The organism is Bradyrhizobium sp. IC4060 (assembly GCF_020193715.1).
Taxonomy (GTDB): domain Bacteria; phylum Pseudomonadota; class Alphaproteobacteria; order Rhizobiales; family Xanthobacteraceae; genus Bradyrhizobium; species Bradyrhizobium yuanmingense.
In genome coordinates this window covers 25,355-46,577 of sequence record NZ_JADYVJ010000005.1, presented here as the reverse complement: position 1 = coordinate 46,577, position 21,223 = coordinate 25,355, and the positions used below count along the sequence as shown (strand labels likewise).

General features: G+C 59.1%; 15 protein-coding genes and 1 pseudogene. 10 read left to right on the top strand and 6 right to left on the bottom strand.

All coding sequences use genetic code 11. The features are described 5' to 3' along the window. Entirely contained in the window at positions 1-915 is a 915-nt protein-coding gene (locus tag I6F16_RS18480) for a polysaccharide deacetylase family protein (RefSeq protein WP_225173922.1), read from the top strand. 161 nt (positions 916-1,076) lie between these two features. After that, complete coding sequence (locus I6F16_RS18475) at positions 1,077-1,745, top strand: formyl transferase (RefSeq protein ID WP_225173921.1); 669 nt, start codon at positions 1,077-1,079, stop codon at positions 1,743-1,745. A gap of 92 nt (positions 1,746-1,837) precedes the next feature. Here I6F16_RS18475 and I6F16_RS18470 read toward each other — a convergent pair whose 3' ends face one another. From I6F16_RS18470 to I6F16_RS18460, 3 genes are all read right to left on the bottom strand, one after another. Next, a complete protein-coding gene (locus I6F16_RS18470; protein WP_225173920.1) occupies positions 1,838-6,016 on the bottom strand; it encodes a DUF4082 domain-containing protein in 4,179 nt (1,392 codons plus the stop codon). A 282-nt stretch (positions 6,017-6,298) separates the two neighbouring features. Next, the gene (locus tag I6F16_RS18465) at positions 6,299-6,541 is read right to left on the bottom strand and encodes an acyl carrier protein (RefSeq protein ID WP_036025692.1); all 243 of its coding nucleotides are present in this window, start codon (positions 6,539-6,541) and stop codon (positions 6,299-6,301) included. After that, on the bottom strand, positions 6,528-8,357 hold the full coding sequence (locus I6F16_RS18460; protein WP_225173919.1) for an HAD-IIIC family phosphatase: 1,830 nt from the start codon (positions 8,355-8,357) through the stop codon (positions 6,528-6,530). Before I6F16_RS18460 ends, I6F16_RS18465 begins: the two co-directional genes overlap by 14 nt. A gap of 175 nt (positions 8,358-8,532) precedes the next feature. Between I6F16_RS18460 and I6F16_RS18455 the strand changes: the two genes are divergently transcribed. After that, positions 8,533-9,156, top strand: coding sequence for a GNAT family N-acetyltransferase (locus I6F16_RS18455; protein WP_225173918.1), 624 nt, complete (start codon positions 8,533-8,535; stop codon positions 9,154-9,156). Positions 9,157-9,232: 76 nt separating this feature from the next. Next, the gene (locus I6F16_RS18450) at positions 9,233-9,631 is read left to right on the top strand and encodes a VOC family protein (protein ID WP_225115159.1); all 399 of its coding nucleotides are present in this window, start codon (positions 9,233-9,235) and stop codon (positions 9,629-9,631) included. Here the strand turns inward: I6F16_RS18450 and I6F16_RS18445 are convergent. After that, complete coding sequence (locus I6F16_RS18445; protein ID WP_225115158.1) at positions 9,612-10,709, bottom strand: hypothetical protein; 1,098 nt, start codon at positions 10,707-10,709, stop codon at positions 9,612-9,614. The two genes, I6F16_RS18450 and I6F16_RS18445, sit on opposite strands and share 20 nt — an antisense overlap. 353 nt (positions 10,710-11,062) lie before the next feature. Here I6F16_RS18445 and I6F16_RS18440 point away from each other — a divergent pair, with 353 nt between their 5' ends. Then, positions 11,063-11,284, top strand: a complete 222-nt coding sequence (locus tag I6F16_RS18440) for a hypothetical protein (RefSeq protein WP_081493985.1) — start codon at positions 11,063-11,065, stop codon at positions 11,282-11,284. A 55-nt stretch (positions 11,285-11,339) separates the two neighbouring features. On the opposite strand, the gene I6F16_RS18435 is transcribed toward I6F16_RS18440, so the two are convergent. Further along, positions 11,340-11,681 (bottom strand): H-NS histone family protein, encoded by a 342-nt coding sequence (locus tag I6F16_RS18435; protein WP_036013661.1) that lies wholly within the window; start codon positions 11,679-11,681, stop codon positions 11,340-11,342. 917 nt (positions 11,682-12,598) lie between these two features. On the opposite strand from I6F16_RS18435, the gene I6F16_RS18430 reads away from it, so the two are divergent. The 3 genes and pseudogenes from I6F16_RS18430 to I6F16_RS18415 all read left to right on the top strand — a co-directional run bounded on the left by I6F16_RS18430 (position 12,599) and on the right by I6F16_RS18415 (position 14,809). Next, complete coding sequence (locus I6F16_RS18430) at positions 12,599-13,288, top strand: response regulator transcription factor (protein WP_225115157.1); 690 nt, start codon at positions 12,599-12,601, stop codon at positions 13,286-13,288. Positions 13,289-13,780: 492 nt separating this feature from the next. Continuing rightward, positions 13,781-14,185 (top strand): annotated as a pseudogene (locus tag I6F16_RS18420) (hypothetical protein); the annotation flags it as partial. 351 nt (positions 14,186-14,536) lie between these two features. Beyond that, complete coding sequence (locus I6F16_RS18415; RefSeq protein ID WP_036013665.1) at positions 14,537-14,809, top strand: hypothetical protein; 273 nt, start codon at positions 14,537-14,539, stop codon at positions 14,807-14,809. A 154-nt stretch (positions 14,810-14,963) separates the two neighbouring features. On the opposite strand, the gene I6F16_RS18410 is transcribed toward I6F16_RS18415, so the two are convergent. Beyond that, the gene (locus I6F16_RS18410) at positions 14,964-15,755 is read right to left on the bottom strand and encodes a Crp/Fnr family transcriptional regulator (protein WP_036013668.1); all 792 of its coding nucleotides are present in this window, start codon (positions 15,753-15,755) and stop codon (positions 14,964-14,966) included. A gap of 651 nt (positions 15,756-16,406) precedes the next feature. Between I6F16_RS18410 and I6F16_RS18405 the strand changes: the two genes are divergently transcribed. Together I6F16_RS18405 and I6F16_RS18400 are read left to right on the top strand one after the other, a co-directional pair. Beyond that, entirely contained in the window at positions 16,407-20,354 is a 3,948-nt protein-coding gene (locus tag I6F16_RS18405; protein WP_225114957.1) for a response regulator transcription factor, read from the top strand. A 236-nt stretch (positions 20,355-20,590) separates the two neighbouring features. Next, entirely contained in the window at positions 20,591-21,199 is a 609-nt protein-coding gene (locus I6F16_RS18400; RefSeq protein WP_036013669.1) for a cysteine hydrolase, read from the top strand. The last annotated feature ends 24 nt before the right edge of the window (positions 21,200-21,223 follow it).

Below are 21,223 nucleotides of genomic sequence, written 5' to 3'. Positions count from 1 at the left end.
ATGCGGCGCGACGTTACCATTGTGGTCTATCATCATATCGCGGACCATGAAGACCCGTTAACCGGCAAGCTTGGAGTTGTTACAAGGCCAGAGGTTTTTGAGAAGCACGTCAAGTATTTCGCGCGTCATTTTGACGTGGTGAGCGGATCGGACCTTGTAAGTGGCACTCTGCCGCGTAAACCTTTGCTGATCACCTTCGATGACGCATATCGCTCAGTTCTCGATACCGCGAGTACTGTCCTTAAAACGGCAAATGCACCTTCGCTGTTCTTCGTCAATCCGACAACGTTGCTCGGAAGCAGATTGCCAGTGGATAATATCCTGTCGTTGGCAGCGGTGGTGCTCGGTAAACAGCAACTGATAGCTCTCCTGAACATCAGCGAAACCGGACCAACATCAGTCCCTAGGCTCATCGCCAACGTGATTTCAAAATGGACTCAGGCGCAAATTGCGGAGGCGAAGCAGCAGCTGTGTACCGCAATGGGCACCAATGAATTGGAGCTCCGGCGTTCATCGAAGCTTTTTCTTAATATCACCGATATCAAGCGGTTTGCGAGCTTAGGGATTGAAGTAGGAAACCACTCGATGAGCCACACGTTCTTTCGTTCGCTTTCATCGAGCGAGTTGGAGACCGAGATCGTGCAAAGCCGAGAGCTTCTGGAGAAGTTATCGGGACAAACGGTTCAATGCCTGAGTATTCCTTATGGGAATGCATTGGACGCGACCGAAGGTGCGCTGCGCGCCGCACGGCGTAATCACAAGGCGATCTTTCTAGTGCATGCGAAAAGCAACCGCTTTAAACCAGCGGCTGACATTTTCTATCGGATTAGCCTGGGGAACGCCGCGCCAGAAGAGATTCCGTTCAAGCTCCGGATTATGCCTGTACTACGGTGTGCGAGAGATTGGCTATGGTAGCTGGGCAGCCCGAACAAAAGAGAATAGTGATTCTGACGCGGGATGGCCCAGAACATCGTTATGTCGCAAACATGCTTTGCGCTGGACTCTCCATTGACCGCATCATTGTGGACCGGTCAGCACGGAGAACAAGACTGCGGCGCGCCGTACGGAAGGGGTTGGTGCGTTTCTTAGGAAAGGCAACCCGTGCTGTCTTTCTCAAGATGATTCGAGACGATGAGGCCCGGACTCGGTCACTTGAAAGTCTGTTGGGGCAAAAGGCTCAAACATTCTATGCATCTGATCGAATCGACTATGTCGAGGGCATAAACGGCACCGCAAGCTTGGAAGTCCTGCGGCAGAGACGCCCCGATGCGATTCTTATTTACGGCACGTCGGTCGTGAAGAATGCGGTCCTCGACTCTGCAACCGATATCTGCATCAATCTGCATACAGGTATTAGCCCGCAGTATCGCGGAACCGCGTGCAGCTTTTGGCCCGTAGTCAACGACGAGTTGGACATGCTCGGTGCGACCATTCACGAATGCACGTCCGGCGTCGACAGCGGGCCGATCTTTGAGACAGTGCATTCGAGATACGAACCAGGGGACGATTTGCATAGGATTTTTGGCCGAGCCGTGATGGTCGGTGCCGAAGCGTATGTACGAGTGGTTCAACGCTATGTGGCGGGCACCTTGAGCGGAGTTTCGCAAGATCTCAGCCTTGGGCGCGAGTACCGTGGAGCCGATTTGACCATTGGTCCGGAATTGGTGGCGCGACGCCGGCTCGCCCGTCTGAGGTCCATCGCCGAAATCTCGATCATTGGTCAAAACGACAGGGTAGTTCGCTGACGCGCAATCGTGCAAAAGCTCGCCTTATCGGCCGAAATCGTAAGCCGCCCCAGCAGATCGTCATCGATGGGGAAAGCCGTGACCGGCGCCTGCTAGGACGACGCTGCGAGCCCCAGCGCCGTAACCGCTGAGGGGTCGACCCAACGTCGGATAGTGCCGTCAATCAAATTGGCCCCATACATCCAGCCATCAGGGCCCTTCTGCATGTCGACGATGCCTTGTACGTTGTCCACCAACTGGACGCTGGTGACCTGCCGGCTTGCGTTCAGGGTCGCAGCGAAGATCGTTCCGTTTTGGACATCGTCGAAAAAAATGGTGTTCTGATTGTAGAAATCTCCCGCGGTAATCACGTGGGCATTGTCGGGGGCCCCGTGGCTTAGAGACAGGATCGGAAATACGGCGGGCGGGTCTGACGTATTGTTCCGATTGCCATTGTTATAGAAGGTGATTGCCTGCGCGAGATTTTGGTAGCTGCCGGTCCTGTCGGGGCCTTCGAGATAGGGCCATCCAAAGTTCGAGCCGGCTGGCCCCGTATTCAGCTCTTCCCAGCTGTTCCAGCCCACATCTCCGAGCACAGGAAGATTAGTAACTGGATCGAAGCTGAAGCGGTACGCGTTGCGAACACCGTAGTAGAACACCTTCGACGCATTACTGTTTGGATCGCTTGCCTGATAGAACGGATTGCCGGGCACTCCCTCACCTGTAACGGGATCGATCCGCAACAACTTGCCCGATAGATTGTGGATGTCTTGGACGCGCACTCCCCGGGGGTCGACGAAGTTGTACGACACGCCATCGCCGACGGTGAGGTAGAGATAGCCGTCCGGGCCGAAATGAACAGCGCCTACGCCGTGCGAATCGCTATCAGTCGCCAGATAGTCACGAATGTTTTGGTTCTGGATGCCGGTCCGGTCCGGATCGTTGTCCTGCGATCCACTCTCGATCTGGCTCGCCGGAGCTGTGATCGTGGTGCCGTTGACGATGCCGGAAGGAGCGATGCTCGGATCGCCTGTGCTGTTTACGTCGGGACGGCTCGTATAGGCCCAGATGCTGTTCTTTCCGACCAGCACTACCTCGCTCGCCGGATCGGCAATCATTGTGGTTGGGTCAACGGTGACCCTCACCAGGCGAGCAGGTCGGTTGCCGGCCTGATCGGGGCCGGCAAGGCCGGGCTGGCCCGCCGTTTCGGGTGGATCGTAGGTATAGAGCAGGTAGACATAATGGTCCGTTGCGAAATTCGGGTTCACCGCGATACCCAGCAATCCGCGATCGTTGACGTCATTTACCTCGCTCGAAATGTCGATCAGCGGAGTTGATCGAAGTTCTCCGTTATCCACCACACGCACCACGCCGTCCTTTTGGGCAACCAGCATGTAGCGGCCGTCTGGAGTCCAATCGATCGCCGTTGGCCCGCCGGCATACCCCTGGCCCAGTCCCGTCACGTACGTCTCGCCCGCCAGATTGCCGAGATTGGGGTTGTCATTATCCAGGATTTTCACAGTCGTCGTTGTCTCAGCGCCGAGAGTGGCACCGGTCGGGTTGCTCAACGTGACCGTGAAGGTCTCATCATTCTCCGGTGTCGCATCGTTGAGGATCGGTACCGTGATCGTCTGGGTCACCTGGCCAGCAGCGAAAGTCACCGTGCCTGACGAGGCGGTGTAGTCGGAACCCGCGAGGGCGCTGCCGTTGCTTGTCGTGAAGCCGACAGTAGCTGTTTGACTGGTGTTGCCGCTGCGCAGCAGCGTAATCGTTGCCGTCTGTGTATTCTCGGTAACGCTTATCGCCGCGTCCGCCATTGAGATCGCGACGGGCGAGTCGTTGTCGATGATGGTCACGAGCACTGTGCGCGGGGTCCCGAGGGAGCCGGAACCGGGATTCTGAAGCCCGACCGCGAACGTCTCGTTACCCTCGGTGAGCTGATCGTTCACAATTGAGATGGTGAAGCTCTTGGTGCTCTCTCCCGGGTTGAAGACGACCTGACCGGTGTTCGACCGGCCATTAAACGTGGGCTGGATGAAGTCCTGGCCTGCCGTAGCTGTGCCGCCGGTGCCGATTTCGTTCGTCGTGTACTCCACGGTTGCTTGAGATTGGAGGTCGCCGGAGCGTACGACGGTGATGGTAGCCATCCCTCCCGTCTCACTGACATAGACTGTGGAACTGCTAAGTAGTGAGATGACGTTGCCCGCAGCGAACACGACGTCGCGGAAATAGTTTGCATTCTGATAGACATTGGTGGGGAAGGCGCCCTTGGACAGGTCGAAGACGCCGGCACCCACTGGAGCGTTCAGGCCACCATTGCTGATGGCTGAGGCGAAGCCCTGCGTGGTGGAGACGTAGTTGCTGTTGATGTTGACGGAGACGATGTAGGTCGTGCCGGCCTGGATGGTCAGCGGCGTGGCGAGCGCCTGCTGCTGCCAGCCCGATGCGCCTTCGTTGGTAAACGTGACCGTCGCCAGCTCCTGGCCGGTAGCCGACCAGATGTGGCCGATATGCGTGCCCGTCTCGCCCGGAGCCTTGTAGTACCGGATTGCCTGGATCGAGCCGGAGGTGTCGCTGGTGAAGCGCATCCCCAACTCATAACCTACTCCGTCGCTGGCATTGGTGATGACAGGCGTCTGGGTGGTGAACAGCGTAGTGGTGGCACTCGCAGCGGCAACCGTCGCCGTGGCCGCGCTGGTCACATTCTCGCTGGCGCCGAACAGGTCGGTGTAGGTGGCATTCACGCGGATCCGCTTGCCGACCAGGCTGCTATCGAGGGTGAGGCTCGAGGTCGTGGCGGTCAGGTTCGTCCAAGTGGTGCCGTCGGGGCTGCTCTGCCAGAGATAGGTGATGCTGGCGGGCGCGCCGTCGGGGTCCGCGACGCTGGCCGTCAGGGTCTGGTTCTGGGTCGCGGTGCCGTTGATCGTGACAGCGCCGGGGTCGTTGACGTTGGCCACTGTCGTGGCGGTCGCGGTGCTCACCGGGGCTTCGGTGCTGCCCGAGAGGTCCGTGTAGCTGGCGGTGGCCCGTATGAAGCTGCCGACCTGAGCCTGGCCGAGGACCAGCGTGCTCGCGGTCGCGCCACTGATGTTGCTCCACGAGTTGCCGTTCGCACTCTGCTGCCACTGATAGGAGACGGTGCCCGGCACTCCGTCCGCATCGCTCACGGTCGCGGTCAAGGTCTGGTTCTGCGTCGGCGTCCCGCTGACGCTTACCACACCGGGGCGGTTATTGGGCTGTGACGAGCCCGCAGCGAACACGACGTCGCGGAAATAGTTTGCATTCTGATAGACATTGGTGGGGAAGGCGCCCTTGGACAGGTCGAAGACGCCGGCACCCACCGGGGCGTTCAGGCCACCATTGCTGATGGCTGAGGCGAAGCCCTGCGTGGTGGAGACGTAGTTGCTGTTGATGTTGACAGAGACGATGTAGGTCGTGCCGGCCTGGATGGTCAGGGGCGTGGCGAGCGCCTGCTGCTGCCAGCCCGATGCGCCTTCGTTGGTAAACGTGACCGTCGCCAGCTCCTGGCCGGTGGCCGACCAGATGTGGCCGATATGCGTGCCCGTCTCGCCCGGAGCCTTGTAGTACCGGATTGCCTGGATCGAGCCGGAGGTGTCGCTGGTGAAGCGCATCCCCAACTCATAACCTACTCCGTCGCTGGCATTGGTGATGACAGGCGTCTGGGTGGTGAACAGCGTAGTGGTGGCACTCGCAGCGGCAACCGTCGCCGTGGCCGCGCTGGTCACATTCTCGCTGGCGCCGAACAGGTCGGTGTAGGTGGCATTCACGCGGATCCGCTTGCCGACCAGGCTGCTATCGAGGGTGAGGCTCGAGGTCGTGGCGGTCAGGTTCGTCCAAGTGGTGCCGTCGGGGCTGCTCTGCCAGAGATAGGTGATGCTGGCGGGCGCGCCGTCGGGGTCCGCGACGCTAGCCGTCAGGGTCTGGTTCTGGGTCGCGGTGCCGTTGATCGTGACAGCGCCGGGGTCGTTGACGTTGGCCACTGTCGTGGCGGTCGCGGTGCTCACCGGGGCCTCGGTGCTGCCCGAGAGGTCCGTGTAGCTGGCGGTGACCCGTATGAAGCTGCCGACCTGAGCCTGCCCGAGGACCAGCGTGCTCGCGGTCGCGCCACTGATGTTGCTCCACGAGTTGCCGTTCGCACTCTGCTGCCACTGATAGGAGACGGTGCCCGGCACTCCGTCCGCATCGCTCACGGTCGCGGTCAAGGTCTGGTTCTGCGTCGGCGTCCCGCTGACGCTTACCATACCGGGGCGGTTATTGGACTTCACCGGCACGTCAGTTGTACTCCCCCAGCTAGTCAGCGTGACTACATGCTATCTAAAATAGCAACACCAGCTGTACGGGTTGTAGTTTCGGTCGCGGCAGTCACGTTGGTTCGTATTTAACAATATAAATAACATTAAAAATATTAAATCGGAAGCGGTTTTTGACTTTGGAGTAGCGCCGTCCGTCAACTTCCTCTTGAGCTTGAAGAAGCGGGCGTGCGTCACGGATCTCGTGCACTCAGCGGGATGTGCCGTTTGCCCAGCTTCGAACGCACTCGCGATGTGCAACTCTTATGGTTCCATCCGCTTCGCGATTAGGTCGGCGAACTCACCCAGATTCCGCGCCGCCTCGACCTCGCCAACGCGAAATCGAACGCGAAACTTCTGCTCGACGGCGATCACGAGCGAGATCTGCATGAGCGAATCCCACTCATCGACGTCCGCCGCCGAGAGCTCGGGGGTGGCCGCGATCTTCTCGAGGAAGATTCCGTCGAATACTTCCTGCAACTTCGCTAATACTTCAGCCTGCTTCATAAGCTCTCCGGGCAACATCTATCTTTGTCGAACGCACCTGATACTTCCTCACCTCCAGCTCGAACTCTTTTCGGGTTGCGGAGTCTTCCGTACGCGCGAAACCAAACTCCTCGTAGAATTCGGCGACGATCCCGTTTTTGGCCGTGGGGAGATAGATGCCGCGCACTTTCGTGCAGCCGGCAGCCGCTGCGAGCCGGAAAATCTCATTCATGATCTCGTCCTCGACCTGGCGCTTCAGCACGCGGCAACTCATGAGCCAGGTATCGAGAACGAAGACGCCACCATCGATCTTTGCAATGACTACGGAGATGAGCCCGGAATCACCGAATCTATCCTCGAGCCGCATCGTGAAGCACCGGTACTCCGGCCTTCCTAGGAGCGCCTTAATCTCAGTCTCGGACCGACGGGCCGTCGTCAGGTTGAACTGGTTGCTGCGCGCGATCAGCTGGGCGATGCGAGGAACATCGAGCGAGTCGAATTCTTTGATCGTGCCTCGCATCTCAAGTGAGGCGAGGTAGGCAGGCATGTCGGTGACGCTCGCTGCGAGCTCCGTACGTCGCCGTTCTTGCCTGTACTGCGCCGTCCGCTCGAGATCCTCCTCGGTGATGGTCCGTGGCTCGAAATGACGTCCGGCCTGGATGCGAACGATGAATTCGGCGGGGTCCGGCCCGAGGAGTACACCTGTAACCAACGGCTGAAACTGGCGCACGATCTCGATTTCCGCCGGGTTGTCGTCGGCAAACACGAAGCTGTCCAGGCCAAGGCGGAGTTCCTCCGCGATCCTCTGCAGGTTGTCCGACTTCGGGTCCCAATTGGCTTTGAAGGCCGCGAAGTGCTCCAGCCGGACAACCATCTCAGGATGTTTCTCGAATACCTCGATTGCGCGTGCATGGTCGTTCTTGCTGCATACCGCAAGCAGGACGCCGCGTTGGGAAAGTCCAAGCAGGTACCTCTGGAAATCCTTGAACGCTTCACCACGGGGGGACGAGTCGCCAAGTTCGATTCCCTCGATACCGTCCTCCGCGATCACGCCGCCCCATAGCGTTTGATCGAGGTCGATCGCCAGGACCTTCTTGGGGCTCTGCTTCCGGAAGGCGATCAGATGGCTTAGCTCTTGCGCGATGTCGACGAGAAAGTCAGGTGAGCCGAGCTGCTTCGATTCATACCACGCTCGCGCATCCGCCGCGGCTGAGATCCCTCGCTGCGCCGAGAGGAACTCGACGTCGCAGATTTGCACCTCAGCTGGGGCCCGAAGCCCGAGCTCGAGATTGACCGCCTTTCGGAAACTCCAGTCGGTGCCAAGCGTACGTGAACGAAACGAGCCGAGATCGAGGCCGTCGGGCAGCGCAAGATTGGCGAGGATCGCCGCCGCACCGGAGCGCACGGTGAAAGTCTGCGCGAGGTTGAGGAGGTGCTCAGCGGCGCGGACTGCGGCTTCGCGCTGATGTTCGACGTCATCGAGGAGCGAGCCTGAAAACCGGCAGTGGCTCGCGTTCGGCAGTATGAAGGCGAGATCCGGCTTGAAGGCGTACAGTGAGCTCGAGCCGTCAAGGATCTCCGAGACGAAATTATCGTACTCGCCGAGGAAACGTTCGCACTCGATCCCACGAATGGCCAGCAGATGTTCAACCAGTTCGTGCAACGGATAAAGGTTGTAGCCGCCTATGAGGGCGAGGCGGAGTCTTGGCTGGACGCTTCCGGGTGCATAAAGCTCCGCCTTTTTTCGAAGCGTCGACAGAAAGAACAGCTCGGAGAAGCTCGTCGCTTGCCGCGAGCGGGCGACAAGATGCCCCCAGGACGTGGCATCGCCTGACAACGCCAGGGACTTGAGTTCGGCATCATTGATACGCCGGTCCGGCTGGGGTGCTGCAGCGAGAATGGCGAGCCTCCGTCAGGACAGCGACTTGATGTGATTGTCCCCTACGCTAAATGATGATATGGCTCGGGTCAATTAAATGTATTTAAATAACTGATTAAGGTATAATAAATAGATGATGGTGCATATCAGGCCGGAGCCGGTGAGCCCAAGCGCGCTTTCCACGAAAGCCGAAAATCTCAAACTGCTTCCCGGAGGAAATAACCTGCTTCTCCGAGAGCTCCGGCTGGAGGACTCCGCGCAAGTCATCGCTTGGCGGAATGATCCCGTTCTCGGTAAGTTCCTGACCCGCGAGAAGCTGACCTTGGCTCAGCAGGAAGAGTTTTTCCGGAACTATCAAGCGAGGGTCGACGATTACTATTTCATTGCCGAATTCAAGCGCTCGAAGAAGCCGGCTGGCAGCATCGCGCTGGCGAACCTGGATTTCGCGGCGGGACAGGGCGAAGTTGCGCGGTTGATCGTCGATCCTGCCGCGCGCCTTTTCCTGGCAGAGATGTTCGACCTTTTACTCGAATTCGCATTCGAGCAGCTGGGGCTTTCGGCCGTCGTGGCCAACGTTCAAAGCCGGAACAAAGCCGCGAAGAACTTTCATATTCGCCTCGGCTTCCAAATTGAAAAGGTTGCGCCGAAAGCTTGGTGGAACGGCGACGACGTGATTACGTTTCGGATGTCGCGCGCAGACTATCCACGGCTAAAACAGGCCTGGTCGGCGCTGCTCCTCGATGCACGAGAGGGTTAAACTGTTTGAGCAACCAGCCAGATTCCGCTCGACGCCGCCCGTCTCCTTAGGCTGCCAGGGAAGGGAGGAGCAGCGCATGGATTTGCAGTTTCATCACGTGGGAATGGCGTGTCGAAAGATCGCGGCGGAGCTGTCCGAGCTCGCGGTCGTTGGCTACAGTCCTGAAGGCCCCATGTTCGAGGACCCCATCCAGCAGGTTCGGATTCAGTTTGTATCAGGCGGCGGTCCGCGCCTGGAGCTCATTGAGCCGATCGGCGCACAATCGCCTGTGGCAGGTATCTTGAAGCGCGGCAGCAAGTTCTATCATCTTGCTTACGAAGCAGCTCGCTTCGACGACGCGATCGCTTGCTTTAGGTCGGAGCAATATCTTCCTGTATCGTCACCCGCGCCGGCGGTCGCGTTCGACATGCGCCGCATAGTGTTTCTTGCCTCCGCGACGCTCACGCTCGTTGAGCTCATCGAGGCGAGGGCCTAGCGCGAGTTGACGATTGATCCGGATGCCAGGTAACGATTTGCGCGAGCCCGTCAGACGACACAGCTCCGCTGCGCCGAACCCATTCAGCAGCGCGCAGGCCGCCGGCCTGCAGTCTCACGACCGGCTCGGGGCCAAGCTCGGACAGCAGAATGCCCATGTGCCCTGATCCCGGAGGCGTTGTTGGCCAAACGCCCAACCCATTTTCTGACAATACGGTTCGATCGATGTCGCCCCAAAACTGCACGACAATGGCGCCAGGGGGCGCGCACGCAACGAGGTGAGCTGTTTCCGGCGCGCCGATGCGAGGCTTAGCCGCCGGTCGCAGCGCAACGATGATTGCGTCCCATTGGTCGTGATACAAGCTCTGGACGTCCTCGAAGACGTCCACGCTCGCTCCGGAGCTCACGAGACCGGAGCGAAGCGAGCCAATGAAGTCGTTGTCGCACAGCAGGGCAATGCGATTCTTGTAAGCGGATAAGCCGCTATCGTGCAGTTGCTTCACGCACAGTGGACCGAGAAACGAGAAGACATCGACTGACGGGTGACGTTCGTTCACGCCGACGATTGGAATTCCGCGCCGCAAGCATGCGTCCATGTCGAGGTCCTCGGAGCGAAATTCCCAGGCCTCGTACATCAAGGCGATGACGGCTTCCTTTGGTAGCTCATCAATAAGCGCAGCGGTCAGAGGCCGAAGATGGCCGCTGTTGGTTACGATATCCGTCTGATGGATGATATCGGGAGTGATCTGCTCCAGGATGTCTATGCGATCGGCCACGCCGACCGAATCTGCGAGCTTGAGGGTCTGGTCCATGGCTTCAGCCGAGGTGCCGTGCCGCGTAGTTTTCGTAAAGGCATAAACGTGCCTGGCTCCGGCCATCGCTGCGAGAACGGCCGTCACGGCATAGGCCCCGGTCGCAGCCTCGGTGAGAACCGTTAGTTCCGAAAGGTCTAAGAGAGTTTCGGTGAGGGCGCGGCTCATCAGGGTGCCCAGACGTGGCAATGAGAAGCCTGGTCGTAAGGTGGTGTCGAAGCGAGACCGCAATTGCCCGAACGCTACACCGGACTCGGTCCCGATCATGAAATCGCCTCTCGGTTTCGTCAGGTGGGAAAGCAGTCGCTTGGGCGCATGTGCGGCGACTGCTCTAGCCCCGTTTCGCGCCGAAGCGGCGCTGAAGAGCGATGTGCCGCCTCATTTAATGCAATTAAAATATAATAGTAACGCGCCCTGTGCATATAAGTCGTTTGGTATAATCTGCCTCTGGACCTCGCTTTGCGCAGGAGTTCACCGATGCGCCGCGACGGGAGCGTCGGCATGCGATAGTACTCAAGGTGTTGTTTGCGCGGAGTAATTTAAAAGGCGAGATTAACATATTTAACTTGCGACGCATCCAAATCCGCTTATTTTATATGGCCATCGCAGGGAGAGCGCCGATGAACCCGACCGACTCCAATAGTGAAGACCGCCGTGAGTTCTTGAGAAGCTGTGGAAAATTTGCCGCCGTCACTCCTCCCGTGATGACACTGCTGCTTTCGACCTCTCTGACCTCATCCGCCATCGCTAGTTCTGGTGGAAACGTTGTGCAGGGCAATAATGGCAAGGGCAACGGTGGTGGGGACGGCAGTCCTAACGGGAAAGAAGATAGCACTCGCTAAAGTGGCGCCTGGCGGCCCAGCCCTGACACCACCGTCCCAGGGACCGGTCGGAGGTTCAGCCGGCCCGGCGGCGCCGTTGTGCGGACGAACGGTCGATCAGGAGATCGTTTAGCTTCTTGCCGGCGCGAAGCTGCGCCTTCAGCCATCGAGGCTGCTTACCACGGCCGGACCAGGTTTCGGACGGGTTCTTAGGGTTCTGATACTTCGGCAGCACGGGAGGGTAGGGGCGGCGTGCACGTCCCTCGGTCTGCCCCCCGGTCTTACCTTCGATCTTGCGAAGCCGCTCTTCGAGCTTGGCTTTTTCCGCGGTCATCCTGCGACTAAGAACAGCAGTGACCTCATCGTAGAGTCGCCACAGCTCAGCTGTGGTCATAGATGCCCAATCATCGTTCTCCATGGAAGCCGTCCCCACTACCTCCGAACCGAAACAGGAGGGGGGCTTATCAGGTCAAACCGGGGTCCGGCAAGCACGATCACCCGTGCCGCTGCGCCAGTGTGCGTGGTGGTCGGAGTTACCGGCTGGGCCCGTGCCTCCGAACCAGCGGTCGCTTCGCCCTCCGCCCCCGGGCTCGTCGCCTCGGCGCAAGCAATCGCTGCTCGGCCTTCGACACGCGGCTACGCAAGTTCTGCAATTCAGTGAATTGAATGATGAGAGCCTGATGAGTTTGACGCAAAACTGCTGAAGAATACATGTGACCACCTACTCATTGCCAACGATGCCCTCCCTGACCGCTCATTGAAGTTGCTGAATTGACGAATATGCAGCTCCAATATGGGTGACCGGATTTCGTCGTTGCTACACTGGCTGCGCGACGCAGCCGTTTTCGTGCTTTACTAACCAGCTTCGCCTTGATGAATAGTATTACTTTTCCTCCCTTCAATAACGTGGCTTTTTGAACGATCTCGTGTTCGTCGAAACTTCGTCGAATGTTAGATTTGAATCGTGAATGACCCAATATATCGTTGGTAATAACGGTGCCAGCGAAGTTAATTAGATGTTGACCATCATGACACAGCAGCCGATCCGTGCGCCTAGACATTCTATGGGAGAATTTTCTGATCGAATCTATCATGCGTTGTCGAAATTTGGCTTTCGTCTACAAGCTTGCGGCCTCGAATGTTGAGCACCGCATTCTTACGGTGCTGCGCATACTTGCCGGTCAAGTTACCGTGGCGCAGTCGTCGAACGTTCGGCTGTCTAGGATTTGAGACTGTGTGACATTGTCGCCGAGCGGACCCGTCATCCTCGCGTTTCGAAGAAATTGTTGGATTAAACGGCTGCACGGGGGGTTCTTAGCGATAGGCAGGGGAAGCATGCACCGCACCAGAATTGTCATCGCGGATCGACATCCGATCGTTTTGCAAGGGATCAGGAGCGTTCTTGCAGCGCAGCGTGATTTTACGATCGTTGCGTCCTGCAGCGATGGCGCAAGCTGCAATGAGGCAATCCGATTTCTTGTGCCGGACGTCGCGCTCGTCGATGCTGCACTGCCTGATGTCAGCCGGCAGCAGATCCTCGCTCCCGCAAGCGCTTCAGGCCCAAGTCCCGCGGTAGTCTTTTTCGCCGGTGTCGCGGCGGATTGTGAGTTGCAAAGGCTGGCCTTGGAGGGCGCCTGCATCGTCCTCTCAAAGGATTCGGATGCCGAGATGCTGGTCTCAACCCTGCGGAAAGCCGCCCAGGGCCAAGCAGCGGCCTCGCCGAGCGCATGGCTAGCCAATGATGAGGCCCGCCCCGATGAGAAGCCCCTGGCACAACTGACGGACCGGGAGCGGCAAATCATGCGGCTTGTGTCGGAGGGTCTATCGAACAAGGAGATTGGACGTCGGTTGAACCTTGCCGACGGTACGATCAAGGTCCACCTTCATCATATCTTCCAAAAGCTGGACATCAGCAATCGCACGATTCTCGCGGCATTGGCGATTTCGCGAAACGAGCTGCATGCCGCGTCACGTAAGATGGATCCCCCTGATCTGTTGCATCAGGATCCGGCGAGCGTGAAATAATGGGAGTGTCTGGCTCTTCCGAACGTGCGCGGGGGTTATCGTGGCGCCAGAAGCCCAGCCATGTCGCTGCAGGCCCCTTCGGCCTCGGCTAACGTTCGAAAGGGCGAACCGCCAATCTTGATTGCGGCCTGGTTTTTGTGGAGCGGACGCCAACTCGCCAAATAGCCGGCGCGGCCATGAAAGCCGGGGCCTCTCGGGCTTCCGAAGCTGATCACGAACGAGAAGCCCTCGCTGGTTGCGCTCCAGATCTCCATGTCGCGGACAGACCGGTGGAATTGCAGTGGCATCGTCATCATCCGTTGCAATCGAGCCCTGCGCTCGACGTCCGTTAAAACGCAAATTAATCGTATTAAATGGCGAGCGCAACTCCGAAGCTGCGCCCGAAGGCCAGGAAGTACAGGAACGAGTACGGAAATTGCCCACGATGAATTGACGGCGCACGTCAAGAAACACCACTCACATAAAGAAAATTATCGGTTGAAAATACATTTAATGTATAATACCGTAATTAATATTTTAAACCGAGGAGAGCGTGTTGTGACCCGGGACGGCAACGAAGATGACGACCGGCGGGCGTTCTTGAAAACCTGCGGAAGATTTGCGGCCGTAACACCCCCAGTGATGACTCTGCTTCTATCCACTTCCCTGACCTCAGGAGCCATTGCAAGCTCGGGGGGCCTGCGTGGAGTGACGCAGAAGGATGGGAGGCAATCGTCGTTCTTCGATAACGACCGGTCGTCCGTATCGGGACCGGGGAGCTCCAGCGGCGGGTCCACAGGGGGCGGGGGAGCCCCTGGCGGGGGCTCTGCTAAATCATCTCGCGCCGGAGGAGGGGCAGCCGGTGGCGGATCCGGCGGTAGCGGCGGGTCTGGCGGTGGCGGAGGCAGTGCGAAAGGGCCTTTCGCAACCGGCGGCAGCTCTGGAATTCCAAACGCAAGTGGTGGGCTCGATTGCGCAGAAGAAGACGAGGAAAAGCGCAAGGCCGAGTGTCCGGGAGCTAACACCAGGATTTCGAGTGCAGCCGAATCCAGCCGATAGCAGTCTTCTCAGCCCATGCGTGAGCCTGCGGCGCCGTACGGTTTGGCAGGGCTGGACCTTTCTTAAACTCCGGCCGAGTCGTCCCTTGTTGCACCGCCGCAGCGCGATTTGCGGTGTAAACACTGCGAAATGTTCATGCGATTGTGGTGAATTACATACTTTTCCTGACCTTATGCGACTTCTTCTCAAGACCTCGATCAGGAGCGTGTCATGAATATCCGCGTTCGAGCGGAGAGTCCTGCGGCGCTGCTTCGAGAACGTCTCGAGGCGCTGGTGGCAGAGCTTGCGGAACTTGAAAAGCTCAGAGAGCGGGTAGGTCGAGAGGAGAATCTTCAGCGCAAGCTGCGCAAGGCAGGCAGCGCCAACAACCCCGCTCGGACCGCGGGTGGGCCTTCCGGCTTCGCACAGGCAAAGCTCATGGCCATACCGCTCATTCGCAAGAAGTCGGGCTGTTGTGACGAGCGTCCCAAGGCGAGTGGATGACAGGAATTTTCGTCCATTGTTCGCTTCGGCCGGGAGCCGGCCGCAAAGTCGAAAAAAATGCCGCGCAGGATCGGACGTTTGCAGCGACCGAGCCTCGCGCGGTTTGCCGAATGGCGCGGGCACATGCGGGGTGGTTCGCGAAAACGAACTGGTTCTAAGAGCCTGTCCCGGCTATTCGGCCGCCAGGCGAGCGGGAGGCGCTCCGCGCTGGAGGCCTATGAACGAGCCCGACCGTGCTCTGCGAGACGATCCGATCGATTCTGCGGCTCATGACCTTGTAGCATTCGCATGCCATGGCTTCGAGCCGCGGCCGATCGATTTCAAGCTGGCCACGTCGATTGGATCTTAGTGCTCTTGATGTCCGCATTGTGCTCACGACATGTGTGACGGTGGTGCGGCGGACGCCCAGCAATTCCGACAACGTTTCTTGGGTCAGCGGGAGGAGATCGCTGCCATTTGCCCGATCGTGAATGTGAAGCAGCCAGCGCGCCAAGCGGGCTTCGACAGAATGTAATGCGTTGCAGGCAGCCACGTGCTGGAGTTGCGTCAGCAACGATCTCGTGAACACTTGCACCATCGCAGCGACGGCGGGGCTGCAATGTTGCGCTGTCAGGAATTGCGCAGGCGAGATCTGCAGCGCGGTCCCGGCGATGCGAGCAACGGCCGTCACGGGCGAGTGGGATGCGCCAAGCGCTGACGTCAGACCCACAGCCCCTTCATGACCCACTATCGTCGTGGCGACCGTCTGCCCGTTCGGCAGCTCCATGATAGTGGCTATCGCGCCGCTCAGGGGGAAGAGAAGATGTTCGATCCGATCGCCTGATCGGACGAGCACCGTATCGCGCTCGATGACGATCTTCCGCAGATGAGGTGCAAGCAAAGCAAAATCCGCCGGCGGCAACGCTGCTAACAACCGATTACCAACCCTGGTCGCGTGGTCCATCATGGGATCAACCCCCGACGGATGTTCGGCGCGAGAACTCATGCCGGCTCGTCGAGCTGCTGTCCGGCGTGCAGCTCAACAGCAGTCAACTGGCAACCACAGATATGGTTCCTGCGATGAAGGCTAGCATGCGCTGGTCTGCCAATCGCAGGAACGGCTTGCGCCCGCGACTCCAGCTTGCGCTTATACAGACCTGTCGCTGACCTGCAATTGATGTCGTCGACTCGCCGACGGCAGCCTGCGCTGCGGCTGAACAGCATCCCAGCCAACGATCATTCTCCGAACAGCTGATCGGCCTTGAGTTGTGAAGCGCGCCAGGCGCGGATCGCGAGCGCGCTCTGAAAGTCTCGTCTCAGGGGCGGACAATTTCCAAGATGGCGTTCTGGCCGCCGGGACCAATAGCGTTGGAATGACGGCCGTGAGCCGTTTGTGTGCCCCACTCGAAGCCCACCCAACGGCTTGGCGTCGCCGTACTGTTCGGCAAAAGGATAGGACTTACGGCAAATGGGCACATTTGCACGTCAAATTCGCGATTTTAGATATGGTTAAACCGGATTAAATCTCTTTCTTTATTCTATTCGTTGTATTTTAATGACCTCACTCGGTCTCGGCTATATGCCGAAGGACATAGACGGCCGGGTCGAGGCAGGGTCCATGTTAGACACGTCTGCGAAAGAGCGGATATTCAAGCCCATCCGGCTTGTGATCGTCGATCGACAGCCGATCGTTCTACGGGGGCTTGAGTCGGTACTCGGGGCACAGCCGGACTTCGACGTCATCGCGTCGTGCAGCGACGGGACAAGCTGCATCCAAGCGATGCGGAGTTTGAGACCCGACGTTGCACTTCTTGCTGACACCCTGCCAGATCTGACGGCATCCGAGATCCTCGCCATTGCGAAAGCTGATCGGCTGCCCACGCGCCTGGTGTTCTTTACAGATTCCGACACGGACCACGATCTAGCCTTGGCCATCGCTGCTGGCGCGTGTGATGCAATCGCGAAGTATGTCGCACCGGACGCTGTGCTGCGATCGCTGCGACTGATGACGAAGCGTAGCTTTTTGGAGCAGTCCGATCTCTCGCCAACCGTCGAGAAAACCGACAGCAGCAAAATCGACAACCTGCTGGAGCTATTGACGCCGCGCGAACGTCAAATTGTACGACTGGTGTCACAAGGAATGTCGAACAAGGAGATCGCGCACCAGCTAAACGTTTCCGATGGAACCGTTAAAGTACACCTGCACAACATATTTCAGAAGCTTGAAATAACCAACAGGACGGTGCTCGCCACCCTCGCATTGCTACAACGCCCGTCCGGGTTCGGAATGCTCTCGCTGGCTCTCCTGGCGGTCGCCATTGCGGACGAACTCAAGGCGTCGGAGGCAAACGACATGCTTCCGCATGACGACAGCACCGGCCCCGCGGTGGAGTATGCCGAATATGAGCTCTGGAACCGAGCTATCCTCCGTCACGCCATCGTCGCGGACTCCGACGAAAAGCCGTCGCTCACTCAGAGAGGCGTCGGGGCGAGCCAAATCTCGACCGCGGCTTCGGCAATGGAAGCGCCTCGCACCGCTGAGCAATCCGCAGGCTCGAAATCGTGGAAGGACTACAGTTCTGTTGGTTCAAGCACGCCCGGCTTGGCCACACCTTTCCTGCGAGGAATGAACGACGCGAAGATTGGAGGTGACTCCACCGCGGAACATCTATTCTCGCGGCTGACATCCAATCCGACGTTGATTCACGGAGGGTATGGTACTTTCGCCACCCTCACCGGTGCGTTGATCTACACACTCAGCGATCCCCATTTGGCATTGCCGTCGCATGACCCGGCCAAAGCGCCGCTCGACAGCTTCGTGGACGTTACCGGATACAATGCTGCCACCAAACTTGCTGCGAGCACCAATGCCGACGATCATCATGTAGACGATTCAGTCCCGGGTTTCCTTGCGCAGGCTTCTCGCCTGCCTTCCGCGTTTGTGGTCGTTGAAAATGAAAGCGCCGCCGGAGAAGGCACTCGGGGCCACTCGAGTGATGGTACCGTAGGGGAGACTCTCCAAAAACTTGCCGGCCTCGTGCACTTCAGTCACGATGCCGGCAGTAGCGGATATAGCCACGATCAGCTGATGGGCGGCAACGTCGCTGAAAACGTTGTTCATCGCGACCCGACCGATTCCAGTTCTACCTCTTCCGACTCTGTCTTCAACTTCGCGTCTGGGCCGAGCAGGATCAATCTTGCGGCTTTCGGAGCCCTTGCCAGGCTTCATATGACAGCAGCAAGCAAGTCCATACCGCCACACACCGTCGCTTGGATCTTCAACTCCACAACCAATGAAACGATCGTCTATGTGAATGCGACCGATCATGTTCTGGAGATCGGAGACCGCGACCTGTTGGAAATCCATCTGCCGGGAATGGTATCCATCGCAGAATCGGATTTTGTCGGCCAGCCGACAGCCGCGGCGGCCGCTCTCACGTTGGAGCAGCTCGAAGAAGCGCTGACATCCGTGATTGCAATCGAAGCTATTCTGAGTACCGACAGTGCCCATGCAAGTATCGGGACGAGAGAGAGCACATTCGGGACCGCTGGAGTTTGGGACAGTCTGGCTGATGCCGGCTTGAGGACTGAATTCGCGCCGGCCCGCACAACGGAAGAGAGCGTCGATGGGACCGAGGGGTCGGCTCGCATATCACCGATCGTGCTTGCTCATGCTGCAGTGGTAACGGAAGTTGAAAGTCTTACATTGAAGAGTCAGCGGAACGATGCAGGCACCGGCCCCAGCATCGCAGCGGCCGGTAGCGCGGGCGGCAGTAACTCACAGCATGTTCTGGAGCCATGGCCTGCAAAGGAAACAGGTGCGGAGCAGACGGACGGTGGCTTCAAACCTGGGAGTGATGTCGGTGATGAGAACGAGCATCAATCCCCGGCTTCGGATCCTTCGGGAAGGTCAGGGAAGACGGCAGAAACAGGCAGCGCGGAACATGGCAAGCCGGTGCATTCAACCTCTAAAAACGCATCGGAAGCAGCCGATTTTGGTGAATCGAGCCTCGCGACAGCGCACAGGGACGACCGCGAAGGGCCGCAGCACGCTCCCGAGCAAATGTCTGCAATGGCCGGCGCCAGAGATACGGCCGACGTGAAGTCCATACCGGGCAATCGCGCTGGCAAGGACAACGCGCATGATTCATTGGCTTCGGACGATTGGTCAGGGCCAGCAAAAGCGGCCGAACCAGGCGGCCGGGACCACAGCAACTCGCACGCGTCGGAGCGAGGGTCGGCAAAGGCAGCCACGGAGACGGCCGAAGCGAAGTCCATGCCGGACAATCGCGCCGGGAAGGACAACGCGCATGATCCACCGGCTTCGGACCGTTCGTCAGGGTCAGCGAGAACGGCCGAACCAGGCGGCCTGGACCACAGCAACTCGCACGCGTCGGAGCAAGGGTCGGCAAAGGCACCCACGGAGACGGCCGAAGCGAAGTCCATGCCGGACAATCGCGCCGGCAAGGACAACGCGCATGATTCACTCGCTTCGGACGATTCGTCCGGGCCAGCGAAAACGGTCGAACCAGGCGGCCTGGGCGCCAGCAACTCGCACGCGTCGGAGCGAGGGTCGGCAAAGGCGGCCACGGAGACGGCCGACGCGAAGTCCGTATCGGGCAATCGCGCCGGCAAGGACAACGCTCATGATTCACTGGCATCGGACGATTGGTCAGGGCCAGCAGCAGCGGCCGAACCAGGCGGTCTGGACGACAGCAACTCGCACGCGTCGGAGCGAGGGTCGGCAAAGGCGGCCACCGAGACGGCCGAAGCAAAGGCGACACCCGGCAATGGCCTCGGCAATGACAATGAGCATCATTCCTGGACTCCAGCCTATACGCGCGAGTCAGCGAAGATGGCACAGCCCAGCGGCGTGGAGCAGAGTAACAAATGGGGGCACTCGACCTCTGCTCACGGCCCAAAGGCTGACGAAAGTGTTGCAACGGCCGCTAGCGCGGATCGCGGTAGCACGCAAAACGTCGCGGAGCCGGAGCCTGTAAAGGCGACAACCACGGAGTTGGCTGAAACTGTCTTCATGTCCGAGATGAGTGTCGGCGATGGCGACAATCATCGTGCATCGAACGCAAGCGCGTCGGCAGCAGTGGCCACGGCAAAATTGGCTGACCTGCAGCACAGTAATTCAGGATACAATTCACACTCGTCACACTCGACCTCCGCAAAGGCATCAGCAGCAGCTGAAATTGCCGAATCGAGCGCCACAAAAGGCGATAGTGCAGGGAACGGAAACTCGCAGCACGCTACGCAACCTGCCGCAATCGCGTCGGTGGCCGCACAGCCGGCTAAAGCTGCGTTCGAAACCGGCGGCGCCGATCAAGATCGGGTGTTCCGCTTCGACAGCGACGCAACTCCTTTCACTCCCATCGTCAGGATTGAACCTAGAGAGGTCCACATTCCGCTCGATCCACGCGCCAAGCCCGATCAGGCGGCCACCCTCGATATCCTCGTCAAAATCCTACCCAACGCACTGGACGATCCCGCGGCCAACCATGGCAATAACGGACCCCATCACGCCCCTGTAGCTGCGCATCATGACCTGCTGATTTGAAATGTTGCATTGTCTCGCGAGCAGGAGGCAGGGCCGATGTTGAACAGCCTGCTCCGTATACTGGTCGGTTGATATGCGCCCCTTATGCATTGATAGTCCTCGATAACTCATTGAAATCGCAGTAAATGCGACCGTCCTCCGAGCGCACCACCTCGCGCTGCACGCCGCGATTCGGAACCAAAGCCCTCGCCCCGCATTCGCAACTGGTCGCCGAATGCGCTTGAAGGTGGAGGACGATGAGGGACGCTATGTCCGATGTTGCCGAGATCCGCGGCGCCGTTCACCTGTGCATCGACATGCAGAACATTTTCGCCCCCGATGGCCTTTGGGCGACGCCTTGGATGGAACGGGTGCTGCCGACGGTCGTCTCGGTCGTTGCGCGCCACGCGGAGAGAACGATCTTCACGCGCTTCATCACCCCGCAGGATCCGGAGGACCGCCCGGGGCAATGGCAGAGTTATTTCCGCCGCTGGCGCCAGGCGACGCGCAGGCATCTGCCGTCATCGGCTCTGGAGCTCGTGCCGGCCTTGGCACGTTTCGTTCCGCCGGCGGCAATGATCGACAAGCCGGCCTATTCCGCGTTCAGCAATCCCGGTCTTGCGAGCCTGCTGGTCGAGAAGAACGTCGGCACCGTCGTGATATCGGGCGCGGAGACGGACGTCTGCGTGCTCTCGACGGTCCTGAGCGCCGTCGATCTCGGCTTCAGGATCGTCCTTGTCGAGGACGCGCTGTGCAGCTCGTCCGACGTCGGCCACGACGCGCTCATGACGATGTACCGCACCCGCTTCCACGGCCAGGTCGACCTGGTGACAGCGGAAGAGCTGGCCGAGGTCTGGCGGGAGTAGGGTCCGACGTCATTGAGCCGCGCA